Source organism: Paenibacillus sp. FSL H3-0310 (genome assembly GCF_038002785.1).
Lineage (GTDB): Bacteria > Bacillota > Bacilli > Paenibacillales > Paenibacillaceae > Paenibacillus_AQ > Paenibacillus_AQ odorifer.
The window spans coordinates 1,144,702-1,163,177 of record NZ_JBBODC010000002.1; the positions used below are offsets into that span (position 1 = coordinate 1,144,702).

At 43.7% G+C, this 18,476-nt stretch carries 15 protein-coding genes and 1 riboswitch; of the genes, 10 read left to right on the top strand and 5 right to left on the bottom strand.

What is annotated here, in order from left to right:
- Positions 1 to 33: 33 nt before the first annotated feature.
- The 6 genes from MHH63_RS24530 to MHH63_RS24555 all read left to right on the top strand — a co-directional run bounded on the left by MHH63_RS24530 (position 34) and on the right by MHH63_RS24555 (position 7,976).
- On the top strand, positions 34 to 1,416 hold the full coding sequence (locus MHH63_RS24530) for an SMI1/KNR4 family protein (protein ID WP_341172190.1): 1,383 nt from the start codon (positions 34 to 36) through the stop codon (positions 1,414 to 1,416).
- A 265-nt stretch (positions 1,417 to 1,681) separates the two neighbouring features.
- On the top strand, positions 1,682 to 2,728 hold the full coding sequence (locus MHH63_RS24535; RefSeq protein WP_341172191.1) for a zinc-dependent alcohol dehydrogenase: 1,047 nt from the start codon (positions 1,682 to 1,684) through the stop codon (positions 2,726 to 2,728).
- A gap of 36 nt (positions 2,729 to 2,764) precedes the next feature.
- A complete protein-coding gene (locus MHH63_RS24540) occupies positions 2,765 to 4,705 on the top strand; it encodes an alpha-amylase (RefSeq protein WP_341172192.1) in 1,941 nt (646 codons plus the stop codon).
- Between the two features lie 14 nt (positions 4,706 to 4,719).
- Positions 4,720 to 5,856, top strand: a complete 1,137-nt coding sequence (locus MHH63_RS24545; RefSeq protein ID WP_341172193.1) for a sugar ABC transporter substrate-binding protein — start codon at positions 4,720 to 4,722, stop codon at positions 5,854 to 5,856.
- A 20-nt stretch (positions 5,857 to 5,876) separates the two neighbouring features.
- On the top strand, positions 5,877 to 6,536 hold the full coding sequence (locus MHH63_RS24550; protein ID WP_036682374.1) for a dihydrofolate reductase family protein: 660 nt from the start codon (positions 5,877 to 5,879) through the stop codon (positions 6,534 to 6,536).
- Between the two features lie 75 nt (positions 6,537 to 6,611).
- Entirely contained in the window at positions 6,612 to 7,976 is a 1,365-nt protein-coding gene (locus tag MHH63_RS24555) for an MATE family efflux transporter (protein WP_076132870.1), read from the top strand.
- A 270-nt stretch (positions 7,977 to 8,246) separates the two neighbouring features.
- On the opposite strand, the gene MHH63_RS24560 is transcribed toward MHH63_RS24555, so the two are convergent.
- Both MHH63_RS24560 and pdxR read right to left on the bottom strand, forming a co-directional pair.
- Positions 8,247 to 8,819, bottom strand: a complete 573-nt coding sequence (locus MHH63_RS24560) for a DUF4352 domain-containing protein (RefSeq protein WP_052097390.1) — start codon at positions 8,817 to 8,819, stop codon at positions 8,247 to 8,249.
- A 458-nt stretch (positions 8,820 to 9,277) separates the two neighbouring features.
- A complete protein-coding gene (gene pdxR / locus MHH63_RS24565; RefSeq protein ID WP_341172194.1) occupies positions 9,278 to 10,708 on the bottom strand; it encodes a MocR-like pyridoxine biosynthesis transcription factor PdxR in 1,431 nt (476 codons plus the stop codon).
- A gap of 153 nt (positions 10,709 to 10,861) precedes the next feature.
- On the opposite strand from pdxR, the gene MHH63_RS24570 reads away from it, so the two are divergent.
- Positions 10,862 to 11,410 carry a pyridoxamine 5'-phosphate oxidase family protein gene (locus MHH63_RS24570; RefSeq protein WP_341172195.1) on the top strand — a complete coding sequence of 183 codons (549 nt, stop codon included), beginning with the start codon at positions 10,862 to 10,864 and terminating at the stop codon, positions 11,408 to 11,410.
- Positions 11,411 to 11,563: 153 nt separating this feature from the next.
- On the opposite strand, the gene MHH63_RS24575 is transcribed toward MHH63_RS24570, so the two are convergent.
- From MHH63_RS24575 to MHH63_RS24585, 3 genes are all read right to left on the bottom strand, one after another.
- Positions 11,564 to 12,223 carry a hypothetical protein gene (locus tag MHH63_RS24575; RefSeq protein ID WP_076124251.1) on the bottom strand — a complete coding sequence of 220 codons (660 nt, stop codon included), beginning with the start codon at positions 12,221 to 12,223 and terminating at the stop codon, positions 11,564 to 11,566.
- Positions 12,224 to 12,358: 135 nt separating this feature from the next.
- Positions 12,359 to 12,934 (bottom strand): C39 family peptidase, encoded by a 576-nt coding sequence (locus MHH63_RS24580; RefSeq protein ID WP_076124249.1) that lies wholly within the window; start codon positions 12,932 to 12,934, stop codon positions 12,359 to 12,361.
- Between the two features lie 268 nt (positions 12,935 to 13,202).
- Positions 13,203 to 14,678, bottom strand: coding sequence for a DHA2 family efflux MFS transporter permease subunit (locus MHH63_RS24585; protein WP_076124247.1), 1,476 nt, complete (start codon positions 14,676 to 14,678; stop codon positions 13,203 to 13,205).
- Positions 14,679 to 14,844: 166 nt separating this feature from the next.
- Between MHH63_RS24585 and MHH63_RS24590 the strand changes: the two genes are divergently transcribed.
- The 3 genes from MHH63_RS24590 to MHH63_RS24600 all read left to right on the top strand — a co-directional run bounded on the left by MHH63_RS24590 (position 14,845) and on the right by MHH63_RS24600 (position 18,080).
- Positions 14,845 to 15,399 carry a TetR/AcrR family transcriptional regulator gene (locus MHH63_RS24590; protein WP_076301533.1) on the top strand — a complete coding sequence of 185 codons (555 nt, stop codon included), beginning with the start codon at positions 14,845 to 14,847 and terminating at the stop codon, positions 15,397 to 15,399.
- A gap of 68 nt (positions 15,400 to 15,467) precedes the next feature.
- On the top strand, positions 15,468 to 16,175 hold the full coding sequence (locus MHH63_RS24595; protein WP_076301532.1) for a DNA alkylation repair protein: 708 nt from the start codon (positions 15,468 to 15,470) through the stop codon (positions 16,173 to 16,175).
- A 6-nt stretch (positions 16,176 to 16,181) separates the two neighbouring features.
- The gene (locus MHH63_RS24600) at positions 16,182 to 18,080 is read left to right on the top strand and encodes an AraC family transcriptional regulator (protein WP_341172196.1); all 1,899 of its coding nucleotides are present in this window, start codon (positions 16,182 to 16,184) and stop codon (positions 18,078 to 18,080) included.
- A gap of 283 nt (positions 18,081 to 18,363) precedes the next feature.
- Positions 18,364 to 18,446: riboswitch (glycine riboswitch) on the top strand.
- Positions 18,447 to 18,476 lie beyond the last annotated feature (30 nt).

Below are 18,476 nucleotides of genomic sequence, written 5' to 3' on the forward strand. Positions count from 1 at the left end.
TAGTAACTTGATTATAAGCTTGGGAGGTAGACCATGGACAAAGAACTAATCGCACAGCTGACACAGTGGCATGAAGATGATGAACACCAGAAGATTGTAGACACTCTGATGGAGATTCCTCCAGCGGACAGAGATTACGAGATGGTCAGCAGTCTGGCAAGAGCGTATAACAATTTGGAACGTTATGAAGAAGCCCTTGAACACTTCGCGAAGATTGCGGAACAAGGACAGAATGATTATCTGTGGCATTTTCGTGTGGGATATTCCTACTATTATTTGAATCGATATGAGGAAGCGGTGAGAGTGCTGGGTATTGCCCATGACCTCGATCCGGATGATGAGAATACGGCCATGTTTCTGAAATTCAGCCAGCGCAAGCTACGCAAAGAACAACACGCCGCAGCCAGACAGGCAATCAGAGAGCAACATAATGATTCGGGGACGACTGCAACTCCTTTTGAAGGGATGGACCTCTCCGAATTTTGGAAAGATAGCGATTATGCGCTAAAAGAATATGTTTTGGCCCCGCCTACGGATGAGCTGATTGCTTCTGTAGAAGAAGAACTGGGTTACAAGCTTCCTGCCTCTTATATCAGTCTGATGAAGCAGCACAATGGGGGAGTGCCTTATAATACTTGTTTTCCTACGGAGGATGCGACCTCATGGGCTGAGGATCATATTGCGATTACGGGCATTATGGGCATCGGACGTGAGAAAAGCTATTCACTCTGCGGCGATCTCGGCAGTCCGTTTATGATTGAGGAGTGGGGATACCCTGACATTGGCGTGGTAATTTGTGATTGCCCTTCGGCAGGTCATGATGTCGTGATGCTGGATTACCGGAATTGCGGGAAGGACGGTGAACCCGAGGTGATTCATGTGGATCAGGAAGATAATTATGAGATTACGTTTCTGGCCCCAGACTTCGAGACGTTTATACGTGGCCTGGTGAGTGATGAGGAATACGACACCTCTGAAGAAGATAAAGAGGAGGATTTGCGCAAAGTAGCCGTAGGCCAATTCTCACCATTGCTTGCGAAGCTGTGCAGCCATGTGTCTGAGGTGGATCAGCTTGAGCAGAAGATCCGTAAAGTATGTACCCGAATCGTTGAAGAGAAGGGACATTTCTCCTTTCATGCGGATGAGCTTTCTACTCTGATGTATGATGTGCAGTTCTGGCTATACACAAGCTCTTATCCAAATACAAGCCGTCAACAATATCTGGATGTATATGAAGAAATGATTGCTTTTGGCGGCGAGTTCGGCCAAGGCGGGTATGCTCCCGGCTGGATCAGCGATTGGCTGGATGGCCGAATACGGGAAGGACTGATCGTTCAGGAAAACGGCGTGCTTAGCTTCACAGATCAAGCCCGTTCTGAGGTCATTGCACGGCTGGAAGCGGAAGCTGCAAAATAGGAGACGTTGATTCGGGATTTATTTCCTCGCGGAACTCGATTGATCACGATAGTATTCAAGGGTCATCCCACAAGGGATGGCCCTTAAACTTGCCGTTTCAGACAGTGCACTCCGCATAATAAGCGAAAGAAAATTAAAGCGCTTACTCGTGAGTGTTTATATAAAAATGTAATTATTAACATTTTTCGACAACATTCACCTTACTTTTACATGGTAGTTATGATATATTCTGGGCGAATATGGATAACAAAAAAGAGAAAGGGGAATGAGTATGGAAGCGTTGGTGTGGACATCCAATCATAAGCTGGAGCTCTGCGAATGGGAAGAGCCGCAGATTGCAGCACCGGATGAAGTCAAGATCCGGATTGAGATGACAGGTGTATGTGGAACAGATTTAGCAGTCATAACTGGGAAAGAGGAGGGGGTTCCAGGGGTCATTCGGGGTCATGAGGCAGTAGGGACTGTAATCCAAATCGGCAGCAACGTTGACCGTGTTAAGGTAGGCGACCGAGTAGTTATCGATCCGAATCAAAGCTGTGATGAATGCTATTTTTGCTTGAAGAAACAGCCGCACCTCTGTACGGGCATCGATGGAAATGGGATGCCTATTGCGGGTTTGAATCGAAATGGGACATTCACTTTTTTTTACTCAACTGCACAAACGTTTGCACACCGTCTTCCCGATCATATGAGCTGGGAGACGGGGGTTTTGATTGAGCCGCTTGCCTGTGTACTGCACAATTTCAAAGAAGCCAATGTCACAGCAGACGACAAGGTACTCATTCTTGGATCGGGTCCAATGGGACTGTTAAGCCAAATTGTGAGCAAGTCGAAATCTGCGCTCACGGTAGCGACTGAAGTTAATCCCTTTCGGCTAGCTTTTGCCAAAGAGATCTCAGATTTTGCTCTAACCCCTGCCCAATTAAATCAAGCTACCGTAGACAAAATCTGTGCGGGACATAAGTTTGATGTGATTATCGATACGGTGGGCACTCAACTCGAAATGGCGGAAAAGTGGATTGAACGTGGAGGCCGCATCGTTCCTTTTGGTATTAATGCGAAGTATCGCTACACCTTTTCCCCTACCAAATTCGTGCAGCATGCAATAAAAATTATAGCAGCAGGTGAATACCGCTACATTTTCGAGGAAGCTTTGCGGTTTGCCGCTGAAACTCCTGAAATGGAGAAACTAGTAACTAGAAAAGTTAAGCTCAGTCAGCATGAAGCAGCGATAGATGAGTTAATCGGCTATGAATTGAACTCTTTGAAGGTGGTTGGGAGTGAAACCGTAAAGACGGTTTTTGTTCCCTAAACGTAAGACTACAATCAATGAGAGGTGGCACTGTTGATGAGCAATGATAGCAAATTCAGATTAATTCAAGATTACTTGTCTACACAAAAGGCCAAAGAGGTAGAGCCAATTTGGATACCCGCAGTGTGGAATGAGTGCCAATATGAACGTGTTCTCTTAGAAAAAGAGGGTGAAATTTGTGTACACCCGTATGATTTTTTGACTGATCATTTGAATTATGTGGACAGGCTTTCGTGGAGATATCTGCTTAAGGAACGCATAAATCTGGACGATAGCGCGATCTATTCTTCGCTTATTCGCTATTCTACGGCTTGGGATTACAACCATGACGGAAAAATTGAATCGGGTACTTTTTTAAGATTCTTTATTCTTCTGCCTCTGCTAAAGAAAATGGGCATCAATATTCTGTACATGCTTCCAGTTAACCAGTACAGCAAGTTGAATCTGAAGGGGGATATTGGGTCCCCTTACGCAGTGCAATCGTTATTCCATTTGGACGAGAACCTGCACGATAGCCTATTGGATGATATGGAGGAGTTTACGATCCATGATGAGCTCAGCGCTTTGGTAGAGGCTTGTCATTTACTTGATATTAAGACTGTTGTTGATTTCATTCCCCGTGTGACGGCGAAAAACAGTGTGTTCATTACCGAGCATCCTGAATGGGTGTATTGGATCAAAATGGACGAATTAGAAGGCTTTGCGCCGCCCGCGATTCCCCAGCTTGGATTTTTTGAGGAGTGTACGCCGGACAAATTGGAGACGGTCTACCGCAGCCAGGAGACAGCAGTATTTCTGCGGAAGTTCACGCCACCGCCCAATGAACTCCATCCAATTCTTTGGCAGCGCTTAAAGGAGAAAGCTGCTAAAACTGGAGATGAGCTATTAACTTTGGTGGAGCAAGAGATGGGGATAACGACTGCTCCAGCGCATTCGGATTGGATAAATGATGTGCAGCCGATTTGGACAGACATTACGTTCTTACGCCTCTACAAGGATTTCTCTCCGCAAGTGAGACATCTTATAAGTCCGGATCAGTCGCCATATGTCCTTTTTGATACGATTAAATGCAATGACTACCCGGGAGAGGAGCCGAATCTGGAGCTGTGGGATGTTCTGGAGGAGGCAGTACGGGTTAATCTCGAAAAATATGGGATTGACGGCTTCCGCATCGACATCGGACACGTGCTTCCTATTCCGTTGTTGACTCGTATTTTTGACACAATTAAAGAGATGAATCCAAATGCGATCTTAATCAGCGAAGATTTGTTCAATCGCAACCACAAGAAGGCGGCAAACACCGGCTATAACATTATGCTTGGCAGTGGGTGGAACGTCATGACACAAATTACTAAAGAGAATCTCGTTTCATTCTTAGAAGAGCTGCCTGAGTTGAATATACATGTGTTTGCCTGTGCAGAAACAGCAGATACTCCTCGGATCACCAGCCGTGGCGGTGTAGAGGTTGCTCGGATGATCGCGGTATTTAATCAATTTCTTCCGAACGCAATTCCATACGTGACGACGGGGTATGAAATGAATGAGGAGCAGCCGCTCAACTGTGGTCTTGGAGATAACACGAACGGAGAGGAGATTTCCCGAGCTTTTTTTAACGTTATGCAAATTAATTGGACCAATCCTACACCGATGCTGCCGCTGTTGGCAGAACTAAGTGAACTCAAGAAAGATTGGCGCCACCTAGTGAAGCCGGAAAACTTTTTCGTGGCTCAATCCCCGGAAGGTATTGTTCTGTACGGGTATATGCAAGGAGATGAAACGCTGCTGTGCTGCTTTAACTTGAGTGCTGCTGCTTTCTGCCAAGTTGATTTGAAGGTTGCCGTACCTGGCCGATGCCCAATGACGGTAACACTGGATAGTTCCTTAACGGGTAGCAGCGTAGGTCAGGCGTTCGATTGCTTGCTGCTTGCGCCTAATCAGGCTTTAGTGCTCGTAAACAATCATAGACAATTTAGGTAAGGAGAGAGGCTGCAATGGAAAAGAACAATAAGGAAGTCGTGGTATGGCATGAGTTTGATGGTCCAGGAGATACCTCGATTGAGGTGCTGGAGGGAATTTGTAAGCTGTATACTGAGCGCTTTGGGGTACAAATTACGCCACAAGTCATGAATATTACGGAGCTGACTGCGCGTCTGAACCAAATTAAGGACACCCAGCAAGGTCCGCATCTGGCGATGGTTCCTGCCGACATGTCCTCCTATGTTGAGAACGGTCTTTACTCCGAAGTGCCGGGCGGGCTATTTGACGATACGCTGACTGAGGGTGCTCTTTCAACGATGCAAATGAATGGTGTTCAGTATGGTATCCCGGTATTGCGGGGCAATCATCTGGTTGTGTATTACAACCCGTCGATTTACCCTAGTGCGCCGACGACATGGGACGTGTTCGAAGAGGCAGCAGAAAGGTTATCCGCCCAAGGTATCGTACCGATTGGAGCAGACTTACAGCAAGGCTATTGGTTTATTCCGTTCCTTACAGCTTTCGGCGGCTGGCCTGTACAGAATGGAAAGCCGAATATCGTCACCTCTGAAATGAAGCAGGCGCTTCAGTTTATTCGCGACAAGATGGATCAAGGCGTGCTCGTTAGTCTCGACGGCTCGACAGGACTGCTTGAGCAGTTCATTGACGGTAAGATCGGCGCCATTATTTGTGGCGAGTGGATTTATAACCATCTAGATAAGCATATGAACAATAGGCTTGCGGTTTGCCAGCTTCCGAGCATCGAAGGGCGGCAATCGTTATCCATGTCTTCTTCTATTGGCCTGATCTACCCTAATCATTCATTAACGTCCGAGGAGCGGGAAGATATTTTATCATTCACGCGCTTTATGCTGAGTGACGAATGCCAAACGATGTGGACGCTGGGTGTACAGCGGATTCCGGCTCAGGAAGAGGTACTGAACCGTCTAGCTGCCTCTGCTGCGCCTAACAAAAAGATGATTTTATCGCTTTTGGATCATTCACGGCCGATGCCGACTTATCCCTTCATGATCCATGTATGGGAGGCGTTAAATGCGGGTCTTATTGAGCTGCCCCTGAGCAATCCTGAACAAGCATTGAACAAAATAGAACAGACTATTCAAGCCTCTTGGGGCGCATTTAAAAGCTAATTAGAGATGGGGAGAGCCAAATGAAAACAACGATATTCAGCCAAATTTCTATTGATGGAAAGCTCACTATGGGCGCTGGTAATTCGAGTAAAGAGCTTTTTTCTTTATTTTCCAGTGAGGATATGGAATTTATTCATCTATTCCGGGGGAAGGTGCAGGGAATTATGGTCGGCAAAAATACAATTTTGACGGACAATCCCTTCCTTACTAATCGGTATGAGGAAAATAAAAATCCAATTCGTATCATTCCGACAACTACCTTGGATATTCCGCTAGATTGCAATGTACTCTCGGACCAAGGGAAGACGATTATTGTCACGACCGAGAAAGGACGGGATGAAGAAAAAATCAAACAGATCCGGCAAAGAGGGAAGGAGTGCCTTATCTGCGGCGAGGATAAAGTAGATTTTGTGGAGCTTGAACGTCAGTTGGAGGAGAACTATGGGATTACCAGTCTGATGGTCGAAGGCGGCGGATTCTTAAACTGGCATATTTTCAATCAGGATATCGTCGATGAGATTATTCTAATGCAGCTTCCAATCATCATAGGCGGCTCGACAAACATTACTTTAGTGGATGGAGACGGGTATCAGCAATTGAACTTTGCGAAAAAGTTCAAGGTTGTAGAAATTCAACCAAAAGATAACTACACGCTCATGCGCTACAAAAAGGTGATCTAACCTCACACTAAGTCATAGACTGCGAATGGCAATGGGTTCTGGAAAAATCGAGAATATGGGGGTTGTGAACGATACATGTCAGAGAAAGAAGATTTCTACAAAAGTGTTTATAAAATCGCTGTGCCCGTTACGCTTCAAAGCTTGCTGATGGCGTTGCTTAATTTGACGGATCAATTGATGGTTGGGCAGCTGGGAGATGTGGCAATTGCCTCGGTGGGGATGTCGACTAAAATATACGGGATCATCGCGGTTGTCTTGGCCGGTTTATCGACGGGTGTATCCATATATGCAGCCCAGTTTTGGGGAAATAAAGATTCCAAAAGCGTCTCTCAAGTACTGGGTCTCGGACTGATCACCGGCTTTGCGTTCTCATTCCTGTTCTCTGCGGCTGTCTTCATCGATTCGCCGCTCTTTCTGAGCCTGTTCACTACAGACGTGAATGTAATAGATGAGGGTTATATCTTTCTCCAGATAATGTCGATCGGTTTTGTGCCTGTCATGCTCACGATGATGTATTCCGCGATTTTACGCAGTACTGGCCATGCCAAATGGCCGATGTATGTAAGTCTAATTGCAGTCGGCTTGAATATTATACTGAATTACGTACTTATTTACGGTCATTTCGGTGCTCCTGCGCTTGGTCTGAAGGGCGCTGCCATTGCTACTCTTATCTCTAGGGTCTTCGAATGCTTGTTGATCATTGGTGCCGTGTACCGGTATCGTTTACCGGGAGCTGTCGGGTTAAAGAACTTATTCATCGTTCCTAAACCGCTCATTCGCAAGTTTTTTGGAACGACCTATCCGCTGCTACTGACTGAATTGATTTGGGTATTGGGTGAAACGGCATATGCGGTCATTTATAGCCGTATGGGGACGATGGAAATGACTGCAATGACCATTACCTTCCCACTTCAGGGTCTTTGCATCGGTTTATTATCGGGTCTGGCTAGTGCAGCAGGGGTAATGGTTGGCAACCGTTTGGGTGCGAATGAATCTGATATCGCACTCGATCATGCGAAAAGGTTCATTCGTCTAGGCATCATTATCTCTCTGATCGTCGGGGTTATCATTGCGGCAGGCTCGAAGCTGTATGTCTCTGCGTTCAATATCTCCGAGGACGCTAAACAAATGAGCATGTATATCGTTATCGTGTTTGCTGGATTTCTTTGGGTCAAAGTATCCAATATGATTATAGCCGGCGGTATTCTAAACAGCGGAGGAGACAGCAAGTTCGTATTCGGCATGGAGTCTACCGCAACGTGGCTGATAGGTGTTCCATCCGGGCTGTTGCTGTCATACATTTGGAAGCAACCTGTCTACCTTGTGTATCTCGTCATCTCGCTGGAGGAGGTTGTCCGCTTTGGCTTCGGCTACGCCCGGATTTACTCCCGTAAGTGGATGAGAAATTTAGTTAGTGATCTGGCTGAAAAAGCTATGTAATGTACGACCTGATTGGGTCGATGTGGAGTATTAACCTCCCCTAAATTGGATATCTCTTCACTTAACAATGCAAAAGGTACTGCCTCAAGGTAGTGCCTTTTGCATTGATTTTTAAATATTCAGTTGTTAACTGCCAAGTATCTTAACCACTACGTTTTAAAGCACCAGTTACTTCGTTGACGGTTATTTTGATCATAAAGTAGAATTTTTACTTCGAAGAAGTAACAAAAAACCACCAACTTACATTGGTGGTTTACGATCCATATAGTATTATTTCAATTCAATCTGTCCTTGTTCGGTTCCCCAGAACCCAGTTTGGACATTTAAAAGAAAGCCAGTCATATCTTCTGGGATTTCAAATACTACATTGCCTGTTTGAGCCAATCCAGGATTGATTCCTTCATATAAAAAATAGTCTCCGGAAGTAGTAATCAACGTTGACGGGTTATACGTAACTTCATCTTTTAGGAGTTGAAAGTATGATGAGTCTGTGGTAATCATTTTTTTACCAGCATTTTTAACAGTTACATTTACTACTAGGAAAATACTTCCGTCAGCACTAGGTGAGTAGGATAAGTAATTTCCATCTTTAATTTCCTTGGTAGTAGTTACCTTGTTAACTTTAAAAACAACATCGCCAACTTGTAATTCCTCTCCTTTTTTTGCTAGTTTTTTCGCATCTTCTTTTGAGGTGCCCTTTGTTTCTACAGAGTTTGCGGTGGTATTAGATTTGCTAGTTGTGTCGTTTGAACTATCCTTATCTTTAGCAAATATACCAATAACAATGATTAGTACAATTAAAGCGATGAATCCCAGACACCCAATTTTAAAAATCTTTTTCAAATAAAACCCTCCCAATTAGGTAATTTGAACCATTATGTGTACTATTAATATATCGGAAATTCCAGAAAATTCTTTATAAGGATTATGCTTTTTTTGAAAAAATTGTTTATAAGGAAAGTTGAGTAAACCGATATGCCTTTGAGTAGTTTCTTGGTAAGTTTTTAATAGTATTAGAGTGCAGTGTTTGAATATTTCTCGGGAGCCGTAGATGAGAGAAAAATAAGCCGCACTCCATGAAAAGAGCGGCCTATTTCTTTTTACATTTACTTAGGTTACTTACGTCTTCTGAGATAGGCCCAGATCACAAATACCGCTGCTAGAGCAATAATGGCGCTAATGGTGATAGACCTTGTTAGGTGATTATTATCGTCCGGATAATACGCGGAAGCAATGGTTTCATAAATCTAAAATAGTCTATGGACTGTTCAACAAATTTTGTGAGTGCTGCGGAGATGATTTTATAGGATCAGCTCCGCAAGACGATGAATACCCTGCTCAATCGCTGCCTCATATACTTTTGCAAACCCTAATACCCATCCTTTTCTTTTGCTATCCAAACAATAGGGCCCAAGAGGGTACACACGTATTCCATGTTGTAGGGCTAACTTTGTCACAGCTTCCTCGTCGAATGTTTCCTCAGCTTCTAATAACATATGTAATCCAGTTTCTACTCCACTGAGCGTGAAGCGCTCCCCTAAACCGCTAGCCATAATAGCTTTTGCCATGACCTCGTGTCTTCGCCGGTACACATTTCTGACTCTTCGCATATGGCGCATAAAATGACCATTTTTAATGAAGTGGGTTAGTGTTAGCTGATCCATAATCGGAAGATGACGGTAAGTCAGCTCCTGCACCTTTGCTAGCTGAGCAATTGCCTCGACTGATCCAATAATAGCCGAAATACGAATGCCTGGTGCAATCATTTTAGAGAAACTCATGAGATACAAAGTATTATTAGATGCCTGACTAAACAGCGTTGGCAGCGGCTCCCCGCGATATCGAAATTCACTATCATAATCGTCTTCAATGATCCAAAATCGTTCTTGAACGGCCTTATGCAGCAATTGTTGCCGGCGGGGCTCCGACATAACGACCCCTACTGCGCACTGGTGGGAAGGGGTGGCAAAGACCAGCTTGGATTGCGGGTGAATATGCTCAACCACTAGACCATACTCATCAACGGGAACGGGTACCACATTCATACGGCGGTATTTCATTGCCATCCAAGCAGCTGGGAAACCTGGATCCTCTACTGAGACAGTGTCCCCATCAGCTAAAAGTGACTGTGCGATTAAGTCAATACTATGCTGAACTCCTGAGGTCAACAGAATCTGATTGGTTTGGACATGTATGCCCCGTTCAAGTGATAAATAACGCTGTATTTGCTCACGTAATGGTGTGTACCCGTAGCAGTTACCGTAAGCCCAGCTTGATAAATCCATTTCAGCGGATGCCTGGAGCAGCGATTGCCGCCAGTTTTTTTGAAATTGTTCATCCAAATAGGGTTCATGGGGACTGAAATCAATATCCACTTCTAGCTGTTCTTTACCTCTGAACCAGTCATGTAATTGATCAACAGCTGAGTCTAGCAAGGAGAGTGACGGAGGTGTGGGGCCCTCTGTTTCTATTTCCTTCGTGGACATAGTGACTTGCTTCCATGTACTAACTCGCGTCCCTCCCCGACGGGAGGTAACTGTATAACCCCGACTTAACAATTCCTCATAGACGATCTGTATAGTTGAGCGGGAGACACCTACGATGTGTGCAAGTTCGCGGGTAGGAATCAGTAATTCTCCTGGTGCCCAGACTCCGCTAGTAATATTATGAATCGCTTGATCAAGCAATTGCTGCCAGATCGGTCTCTTATCATTACGAATTACTTTCATCATCGTACATACCTCCAAATAGAAACTCCAATCATAAAAAGCTGATTATGGATTGCTCTAAACAGCGAATTATGGATATTTTAATGCAATCCATTCATTGATATACTACCGTAACAACGCTGGTATCCGCAATTTAAATAAAAGGAGAGATTCGATATGAATTCGGTTCGTTACAAGACCAGGGAATGCCTAGATCAAGAGAAGATTGAAAGGTTCCTTCACCAAACGAGATTAGGTTATCTGGGGTTGGTTGATGGGAACCTCCCTTATGTTGTGCCACTTAATTATGTATGGACTGAAGGGAAACTGTATATTCATGGGGCTGGAGATGGAAGACGTAATCAGGTCATGCGTGATAATCCGGAGGTATGTTTTACGGTATGTGAGGAATTCGGAACTATTACAGATCCGGTACCAGCCAAAACGGATACAGCTTATATGAGCGTAATGATTTTTGGACAAGCAGAACCGATTTCAGATTTGGATGAAGCCACACATGTACTTCAGGAATTGATCAATAAATACGTACCGGGTTATTATAATCGCCCCTTGTCCAAGCAGCATGTGGAAAAGTATAGATCGGCTGTATTTGGCGGTCCGGTTCAAGTTTATCGGGTAATTCCGTATCATATCACGGCAAAAGAAAGTCCTATTGAAGCAGAAAAAATGTATAAAAGGGGCATGGGTACTGGACGAGATGTTTAGCCGCAAGATACCATTACAAATGGTGTTATGCTAACGAGGTCTTTGGCAGCCTTTATGTCCTAATCATATGGGGAGAGGGAGGCTTTTTAGAGGTACTATCTATCAAAGTAGGCCGCAATCCAATGAAGGAGGGCGGCCTACTTATTTTTACATTTATTTAGGTTGTTTACGTCTTCTGAGATAGGCCCAGAACACAAATACCGCTACTAGAGCAATAATGGCGCTAATGGTGATAGACCTTGTTAGATGATTATTATCGTCCGCATAATATGCGGAAGCAATGGTTCCCGACCCATCCTGCTCGTCATCGGAAGAATCGTTCTGCATCGTTTGTAACACATCAATTAAATGCCCGGGTGCTTGAGGCTCTGAAATATTGCTTAGTCCTTTTGTTTCTGCTGATGAGGCTTGTTGTGGGGCGATGATTAGTTCCTGATTGTCTTTCTTGAAGGCAGCTATATATTCGTCCCGCTCACGGATAAGTGTAGGCTCACTCACTTCACCCTCAGCTTCTAGTGAATGAATAGCATAGGCCAAAGTATTAGGATTTCCTCCAAACTCAGTAACTTGATAGGACCCGTTTGAATCCTTTTGAATGATCATTTTAGATTTGGGTATTCCGCCCGATAAAATAAGAAACTCCCAGTTGTCTTGGGGTGTGACCGTTTCAATCAGACTATCGGAAGCCGCCCTAAGCTTAGCGCCATCAATAAAATGAATCTGCATTCCTTGACCTACGGTAATTTCACTAATCTCTGCTTCATTGTTGTAACCATACCCTTCAGGATCTTTAGATAGCCCTTCTTTAATCAATGTTAATCCTTCTGTATTTGCAAAAGAAACAACATCTTCAGTTACGGTCTGAGCCCATACAGGTGAGAAAAAAGTCAGAAATAAAACGAATGAAGTTACAGTTAACAGCAGCGTTTTCTTAATGGGAAGCCCTCCTTAAATATATTTGTTGAAGCCATGAAGTCCCCATCTCCAGGTTCTATCGTAGCTGGAGCCACCTTTAACGTTGGTGTATAACATGGAGGTTTTTGTGCCCCCACTCGGGTTCATGTGTTGAATCCAATCATTTCCACTATATGTGTCGTACCCATAGATAACTACTGCGTGCCCGCCACCGGTAGCACTATTCCATTTCCAGCTTACATATATAGGACTGCCAACATTATCAATCTGGTTTTTTACATCGCTGTAAGATAGTGCTCCTGTATGATTCCAACTGGAGACACCATAATCATGAATGCCTTCTTGAACAGTTCCATAAGATTCACTCTCGTCTGTTGTACAGCCGGAGGTTCCCTTCACATGATCATAAAAAGAACATTGGCTTACAGAGATTCCGTAATATTGAAGTATGGTAACGCTAGTCGCAGCCCAGCACCAATTATTCTTAGCTTGTGTAGCTGTAGGGTAGCCAATTAAATTAGTCGCATATGCTTGGGAAACAAAAGAAAAAAGAAAGACTGAAACAAAGGTTCCAACAAGCATCAATCTCTTTTTTAAAGATAATTTCATGAATGGAATCAGCTCCTTATTATGGATTAATATTCCTTTTAATAACACTATTAAAATACCATATATTAACTTATGTGTAAAGTTTACATATTTTTCCTTTTTTTATAATAGAGTCTACACATTTGATATGGAGAGGGGGATACTGATATGGATAAGAAAATATTGATGCTCGTAGGAATACGTGCTCCAATGATCCAAAGCAAGCCATTCATAACAAAAGCCACTCCGCTAAGGAATGGCTTTTCTTCATTTACTCTGCAATTACTAGTTACAACTGAGGTTCTTCCTTGCTAACTAGGTTTGCTTTCTTTTCAATCATGAGCTTGTTTTTCGTGGGCATAAATAAGGTTATAACAAATGCGGCAATGGATAAAATCATCATGAAGTAGTAGGCGTCACTTGCCCCAAGAATTGATGTAAGGGATTTAAGAATGTCAGGAGTAGTGGAGGGATTGTTCAGCATCACTGTAGTTGCATGACTTGTTGCCTGCACTGTATAAATTGTAATTACGACAGCAGTACCAATGGCCCCGGCAATTTGGCGAACGGTATTGTTCACAGCTGTACCATGAGTGCCAAGTTGTTTGGGCAACGCATTTAGTCCGGCTGTATTGAGTGGCATAGTAATGAAGCTTAATCCAATTCGCAGGCCAATGGTACGAATCATTAGATACGTATACGTAGTTGATTCAGATAAATCTGTTACCGCCCACATAGATGGAATAATAAACAATAGACCAATGATGAACAGCGGCTTCGCACCGAAACGGTCGTATAGTTTACCGGTGACGGGTGACATGAACGCATTTACGAGTGCGCCCGGCAACAATAGTAGTCCTGCATCAAATGCTGTAAACCCGCGGCCATTCTGCAGATAAATAGGCAATAAGATCATATCTGCGTACATCATCATCGTGATTAATACGTTAATAAGAGATGTCATCGTAAAAACCTTATTTTTGAAGACCGACAGGTTTAGCAGCGGATCATCCGATTTGATTTGTCGAAGACAGAATACGGCTGTTACCACGACCCCAATCCCTAAGGTCAGGATCACGATTACATCATCCCAGCCTTTACTGCCTGCACTACTGAAGCCGTATAAAATTAAGCCAAATCCGACGGTTGATAAAAGAACACTTATGACATCAAGCTTCGACTTAGACGTCTCAGATACATTCACTAAATACTTGAGTGCCAACGCTATAACAATGAGGACAAGTGGAATAAGCCCGATAAATAACCAGCGCCAAGAGTGGTATTCGACAACAAAACCCGCGAGCGTTGGCCCAATAGCAGGAGCGAATATCATCGCCAGTCCAAGCAGTCCCATAGCGCTGCCACGTTTTTCAACGGGGAAGATCGCCAGCACAACACTCATCATGAGCGGCATTATAATGCCAGCACCGGCAGCTTGGATCATTCGTCCGATTAAGAGTAGACTAAAGCTCGGCGCTGCTGCACAAATTATAGAACCGATTAATAAAAATGACATGGCACTTATAAATAATTGCCGTGTTGTAAAACGTTTCATTAAATAGGCCGTAATCGGAATCAAAATCCCGTTGATCAGCATAAATCCTGTTGAAATCCATTGTACGGTTGTTGCCGTGACATCAAATACATCCATCAGACTACTTAAGGCGACATTTAAAAGCGTCTGATTGAGTGTGGATAAGAAACAACCAAAGATTAAGATGGTTAGTAAGATCCCTTTATTTATTTTCTTAATGTCTTCTTGCATGTTGCAGTCCTCTCTTCATTGCTTTTTCGACATAGTGTCAATAAAATAAATCATATCAGGATTTAAATAGTATTCCTATTTGCAATTTTATTGAAAATGTCGACTAATCGACAGAATAGGCAAATTAGTTGATGAAAGGCCATTTAAACGATAATAGAGGGATGAAATGACTGAACATAAAAGAGTTGACCCACGAGCTATTCGCTCAAAAAAGATGCTTAAGAACGCCGTTTTTTCATTATTGGCCGACAATGTGGAGATTTCGCAATTAACCGTCCAAAAAATCGCCAACCGCGCGGAACTAAATCGCGCAACATTTTATTTGCATTATGAGGATATTAACGATTTATTGCGCCAGATCGTACATGAAATCTTCGATGACCTGTCCATGAAGGTTGAACCGCTATTACAAATGAAGAGCAACAACGAACAGGAGCAGCTGGTCACCTTTTTAAATTATTTTTTTGAATACCGGAAAGTTTTTGCTGTATTGATTGAGCATAAAGGCTTCAAAAAAAACTTGACCAACCTGTTAAAAAGTACTGTCGAAAAACGAAGAAACGCGAGGAACATTGACCTTACTAAGGAGGTAGTCTCCGTTGATATTATTGCAGCCTCACTACTGGGGATTATTATGTGGTGGATTAAGGATGGCAACCAATATAGCGCTGAATACATAGCGGGGCAAATTACCTTGATGTATAAAAGAAGGTATTTATAAGGGCTTTTATGATATATTCAAGTAAAGTTTGAGTCCCTAGCCAATAATCTAAAAAGGAAGTGCGAACAATGGATTTAGAAACGGTCATGCAAGAGCTTCAAGCTCTCGGCAAGGAACGCACCAAGAAAATATATCTATCCAATGGCGCGCACGAACCGCTTTTTGGTGTGGCCACAGGCCAGATGAAGCCCATCTTCAGAAAAATAAAACATAATCAACCCTTGGCCGAGCAGCTTTATGCTACGGGAAATTACGACGCTATGTATTTTGCCGGGGTGATCGCGGAGCCTAAAGCAATGACCGAGTCGGATTTTGAGCGGTGGATTGCTGGGGCTTATTTCTATATGCTATCGGACTTTGTGGTGGCAGTAACGTTGGCGGAGACGGATATTGCGCAAGAGGTTTCTGATAAATGGATTGCAAGTGAGATAGAGCTGAAAATGTCGGCGGGCTGGAACTGTTACTGCTGGCTGCTCGGAAATCGCCCGGACAGTGAATTTTCCGCAGAAAAATTGGCCGCTATGTTGGAGCTTGCAAAAAACACGATTCATGATGCTCCTGAGCGAACGAAATACGCAATGAACAATTTCATCTACACTGTGGGCGTATCCTATCTGCCGCTTCATGATAAAGCGGTTGAGATTGCAAAGGAAGTTGGCCCGGTGGAAATCCATACCGGTAGTGCAAAAAGCAAGATTTTGAATGCTTCAATTAATATTCAAAAGGCAGTTGATAAATCGCAGCTCGGCTTCAAACGAAAACATGTAAGGTGTTAGTCAATCATGGACATCAATGACCTTATTGCTGTATGGAATCACGCGAATTGCAAAGTAGTTGATATTCGTCGGATGACCCTTAGACCTGGCGAATCTATACCTTCCTATTACGTCCCCTCAAGGCTGTTTCTTATGTCGATTCACGGTAATGCTACAGTTAACCTGGGAAGCCAAGTTCACCGTTTACAGCGCTTTACAGTGCTTCATGTAGGCAAAGGAACTGTGCTCAACATTGACGCAGGCAGCGAGGGGCTGGATTACTATAGCATTTATTATAAAGTGAGTATGCATCCCTCACTACCCTTAGAGATTGCTACGCTATACGAGGGCGCTAAATCCTTTGATCATTCGTACAGCATGACGCCTGACAATTCGGTAGCGCTGTATCGCATAGTGAGCGAGATGTTTAAGGAGTGGGGAAAGCAGCAGCCGCTTGCGCGGTTGCATGTTCGCACTTTACTCCATCAGTTTGTGTATGAGCTATTTCATCAAATGTCGGTGCAAGGGGTTAATACGACTAAGCGGGATCTGGCTGCCCGAATCGCCGACATCATCCATGAACATTATACGGATAACATTACGCTGGAATCATTATCGGAAAGCCTGAACTATAGCGTCCCCCATTTATCTTCCTACTTCAAAATCCGTACTGGACTTAGCCCGATTGATTACTTAATTAAGGTGCGCATCGAAAAAGCGGTGGCACTTCTGCTGGAAACAGATGCTACGCTGAAGGAAATTGCAGTGGGCGTCGGTTATCAAGACCCTAGTTATTTGGGCAGGCTGTTCAAAAAGTATAAGGGTGTTTCCCCGATTAGCTATAGAGAATTGCATTCCAGAAAGAACAAACTAGAAGATAGTCCTGCCACAAACATAGAATCCTCCATTGTTGCCCTTGAATCATTTGACTATACTGATTATATTGATAACGATTATCAGTATCATTTTGATCAAGAGGGAGATTCATTCATGTTTAAACATTCAAGGCCTACGCTGGCATCGGTACTGCTGCTAAGCTTCATTTTGGTGCTGAGCGCATGTGGTACAAACGGGGCTACGGAAAATGCTGCCTCACAGCAGCCGAAGACCAAAATCGTTAAAACGGTTAACGGTGAGGTGGAGATCCCCCTTCATCCCCAGAGAATTGTTGCAGGCGAATATCTTGGCAGCTTAATTGCGCTTGGCATTACACCTATCGGCACCTCCGAACATCATATTAAAAATCCATATTTTCAGGAGTATTTGAAAGACGTTGAGAATATAGGGGATGGGAATGGAAATGTAGAGAAAATTCTGTCGCTTAATCCTGATTTGATTATTATGGATGATTTCTATCCTGAGCTAAATGAGCAGATGTCAAAAATCGCACCTACGGTCGTTATTCCATACGCTTCCCTAAAAACGGTACATGAGGAAGTGGCTTATTTCGGGAAACTGCTTAGTGAAGAAGATAAGGCAAAAACCTGGCTTGCAGACTATGACAGCCGTATGGCCAGTGCCAAGGAGAGCGTATTGAAGGTTGTGCCTGAAGACAGCACATTTTCCATTATTGAATGGTCTGAAAATAGCTTAATGGCGGTGGGGACAGACTTCGGCAAAGGTGGACAACCAATCTATAATGGATTAGGATTTAAGCCTCCTGCGGATATCGCCGCCGAAATGGCCGATCCGGGCTGGGCTTCATTCTCTGCTGAGGTCTTACCAAAGTATGCCGGTGACTATATTATTCTTACCTCCGACTCGAAAAAGCTGGATGAACTTAAAGCCGACCCGATCTGGGGCGCACTGCCAGCAGTCAAAAATGATCACGTATTTCTTTGGACAAGCGATCGCTCCGGCTACTGGGACCCAATAGCTATTCTGAGTCAGACAGAAGAGTTGGCGGCTTGGCTGACAAGCCACTAATAGAGTGTGTTTCAAAACATAAAGGGGCTGTCTCAGGAGTAGAATTCTACAATGAGATAGCCCTTTTTTCATATTAACCATCAGCCAATCTTGGTCTGTTGGTTGCGATGTTTCCGAAGCAATGCGTGATATTCGCGTATTTCGCAGTTGAAATAAAGCGGTAATTAATGTTATTGACAAAATATTTGACAATGATTAGTATTGAAAAATATTAAAAATGAAGTTAGCGGCATAACAATTAAATAATTCGCAAGCTATGATTGCTATGGATCACACTATAGCAGGAGCAGCTTCTGGAGAGACCGTGGGGGATTCCCCCGGCGCCGAAGGGTTCACAATCTCAGGCAAAAGGACAGAAGAGTACTAGATAATTCATTTGTTATTCTGATCATCGTC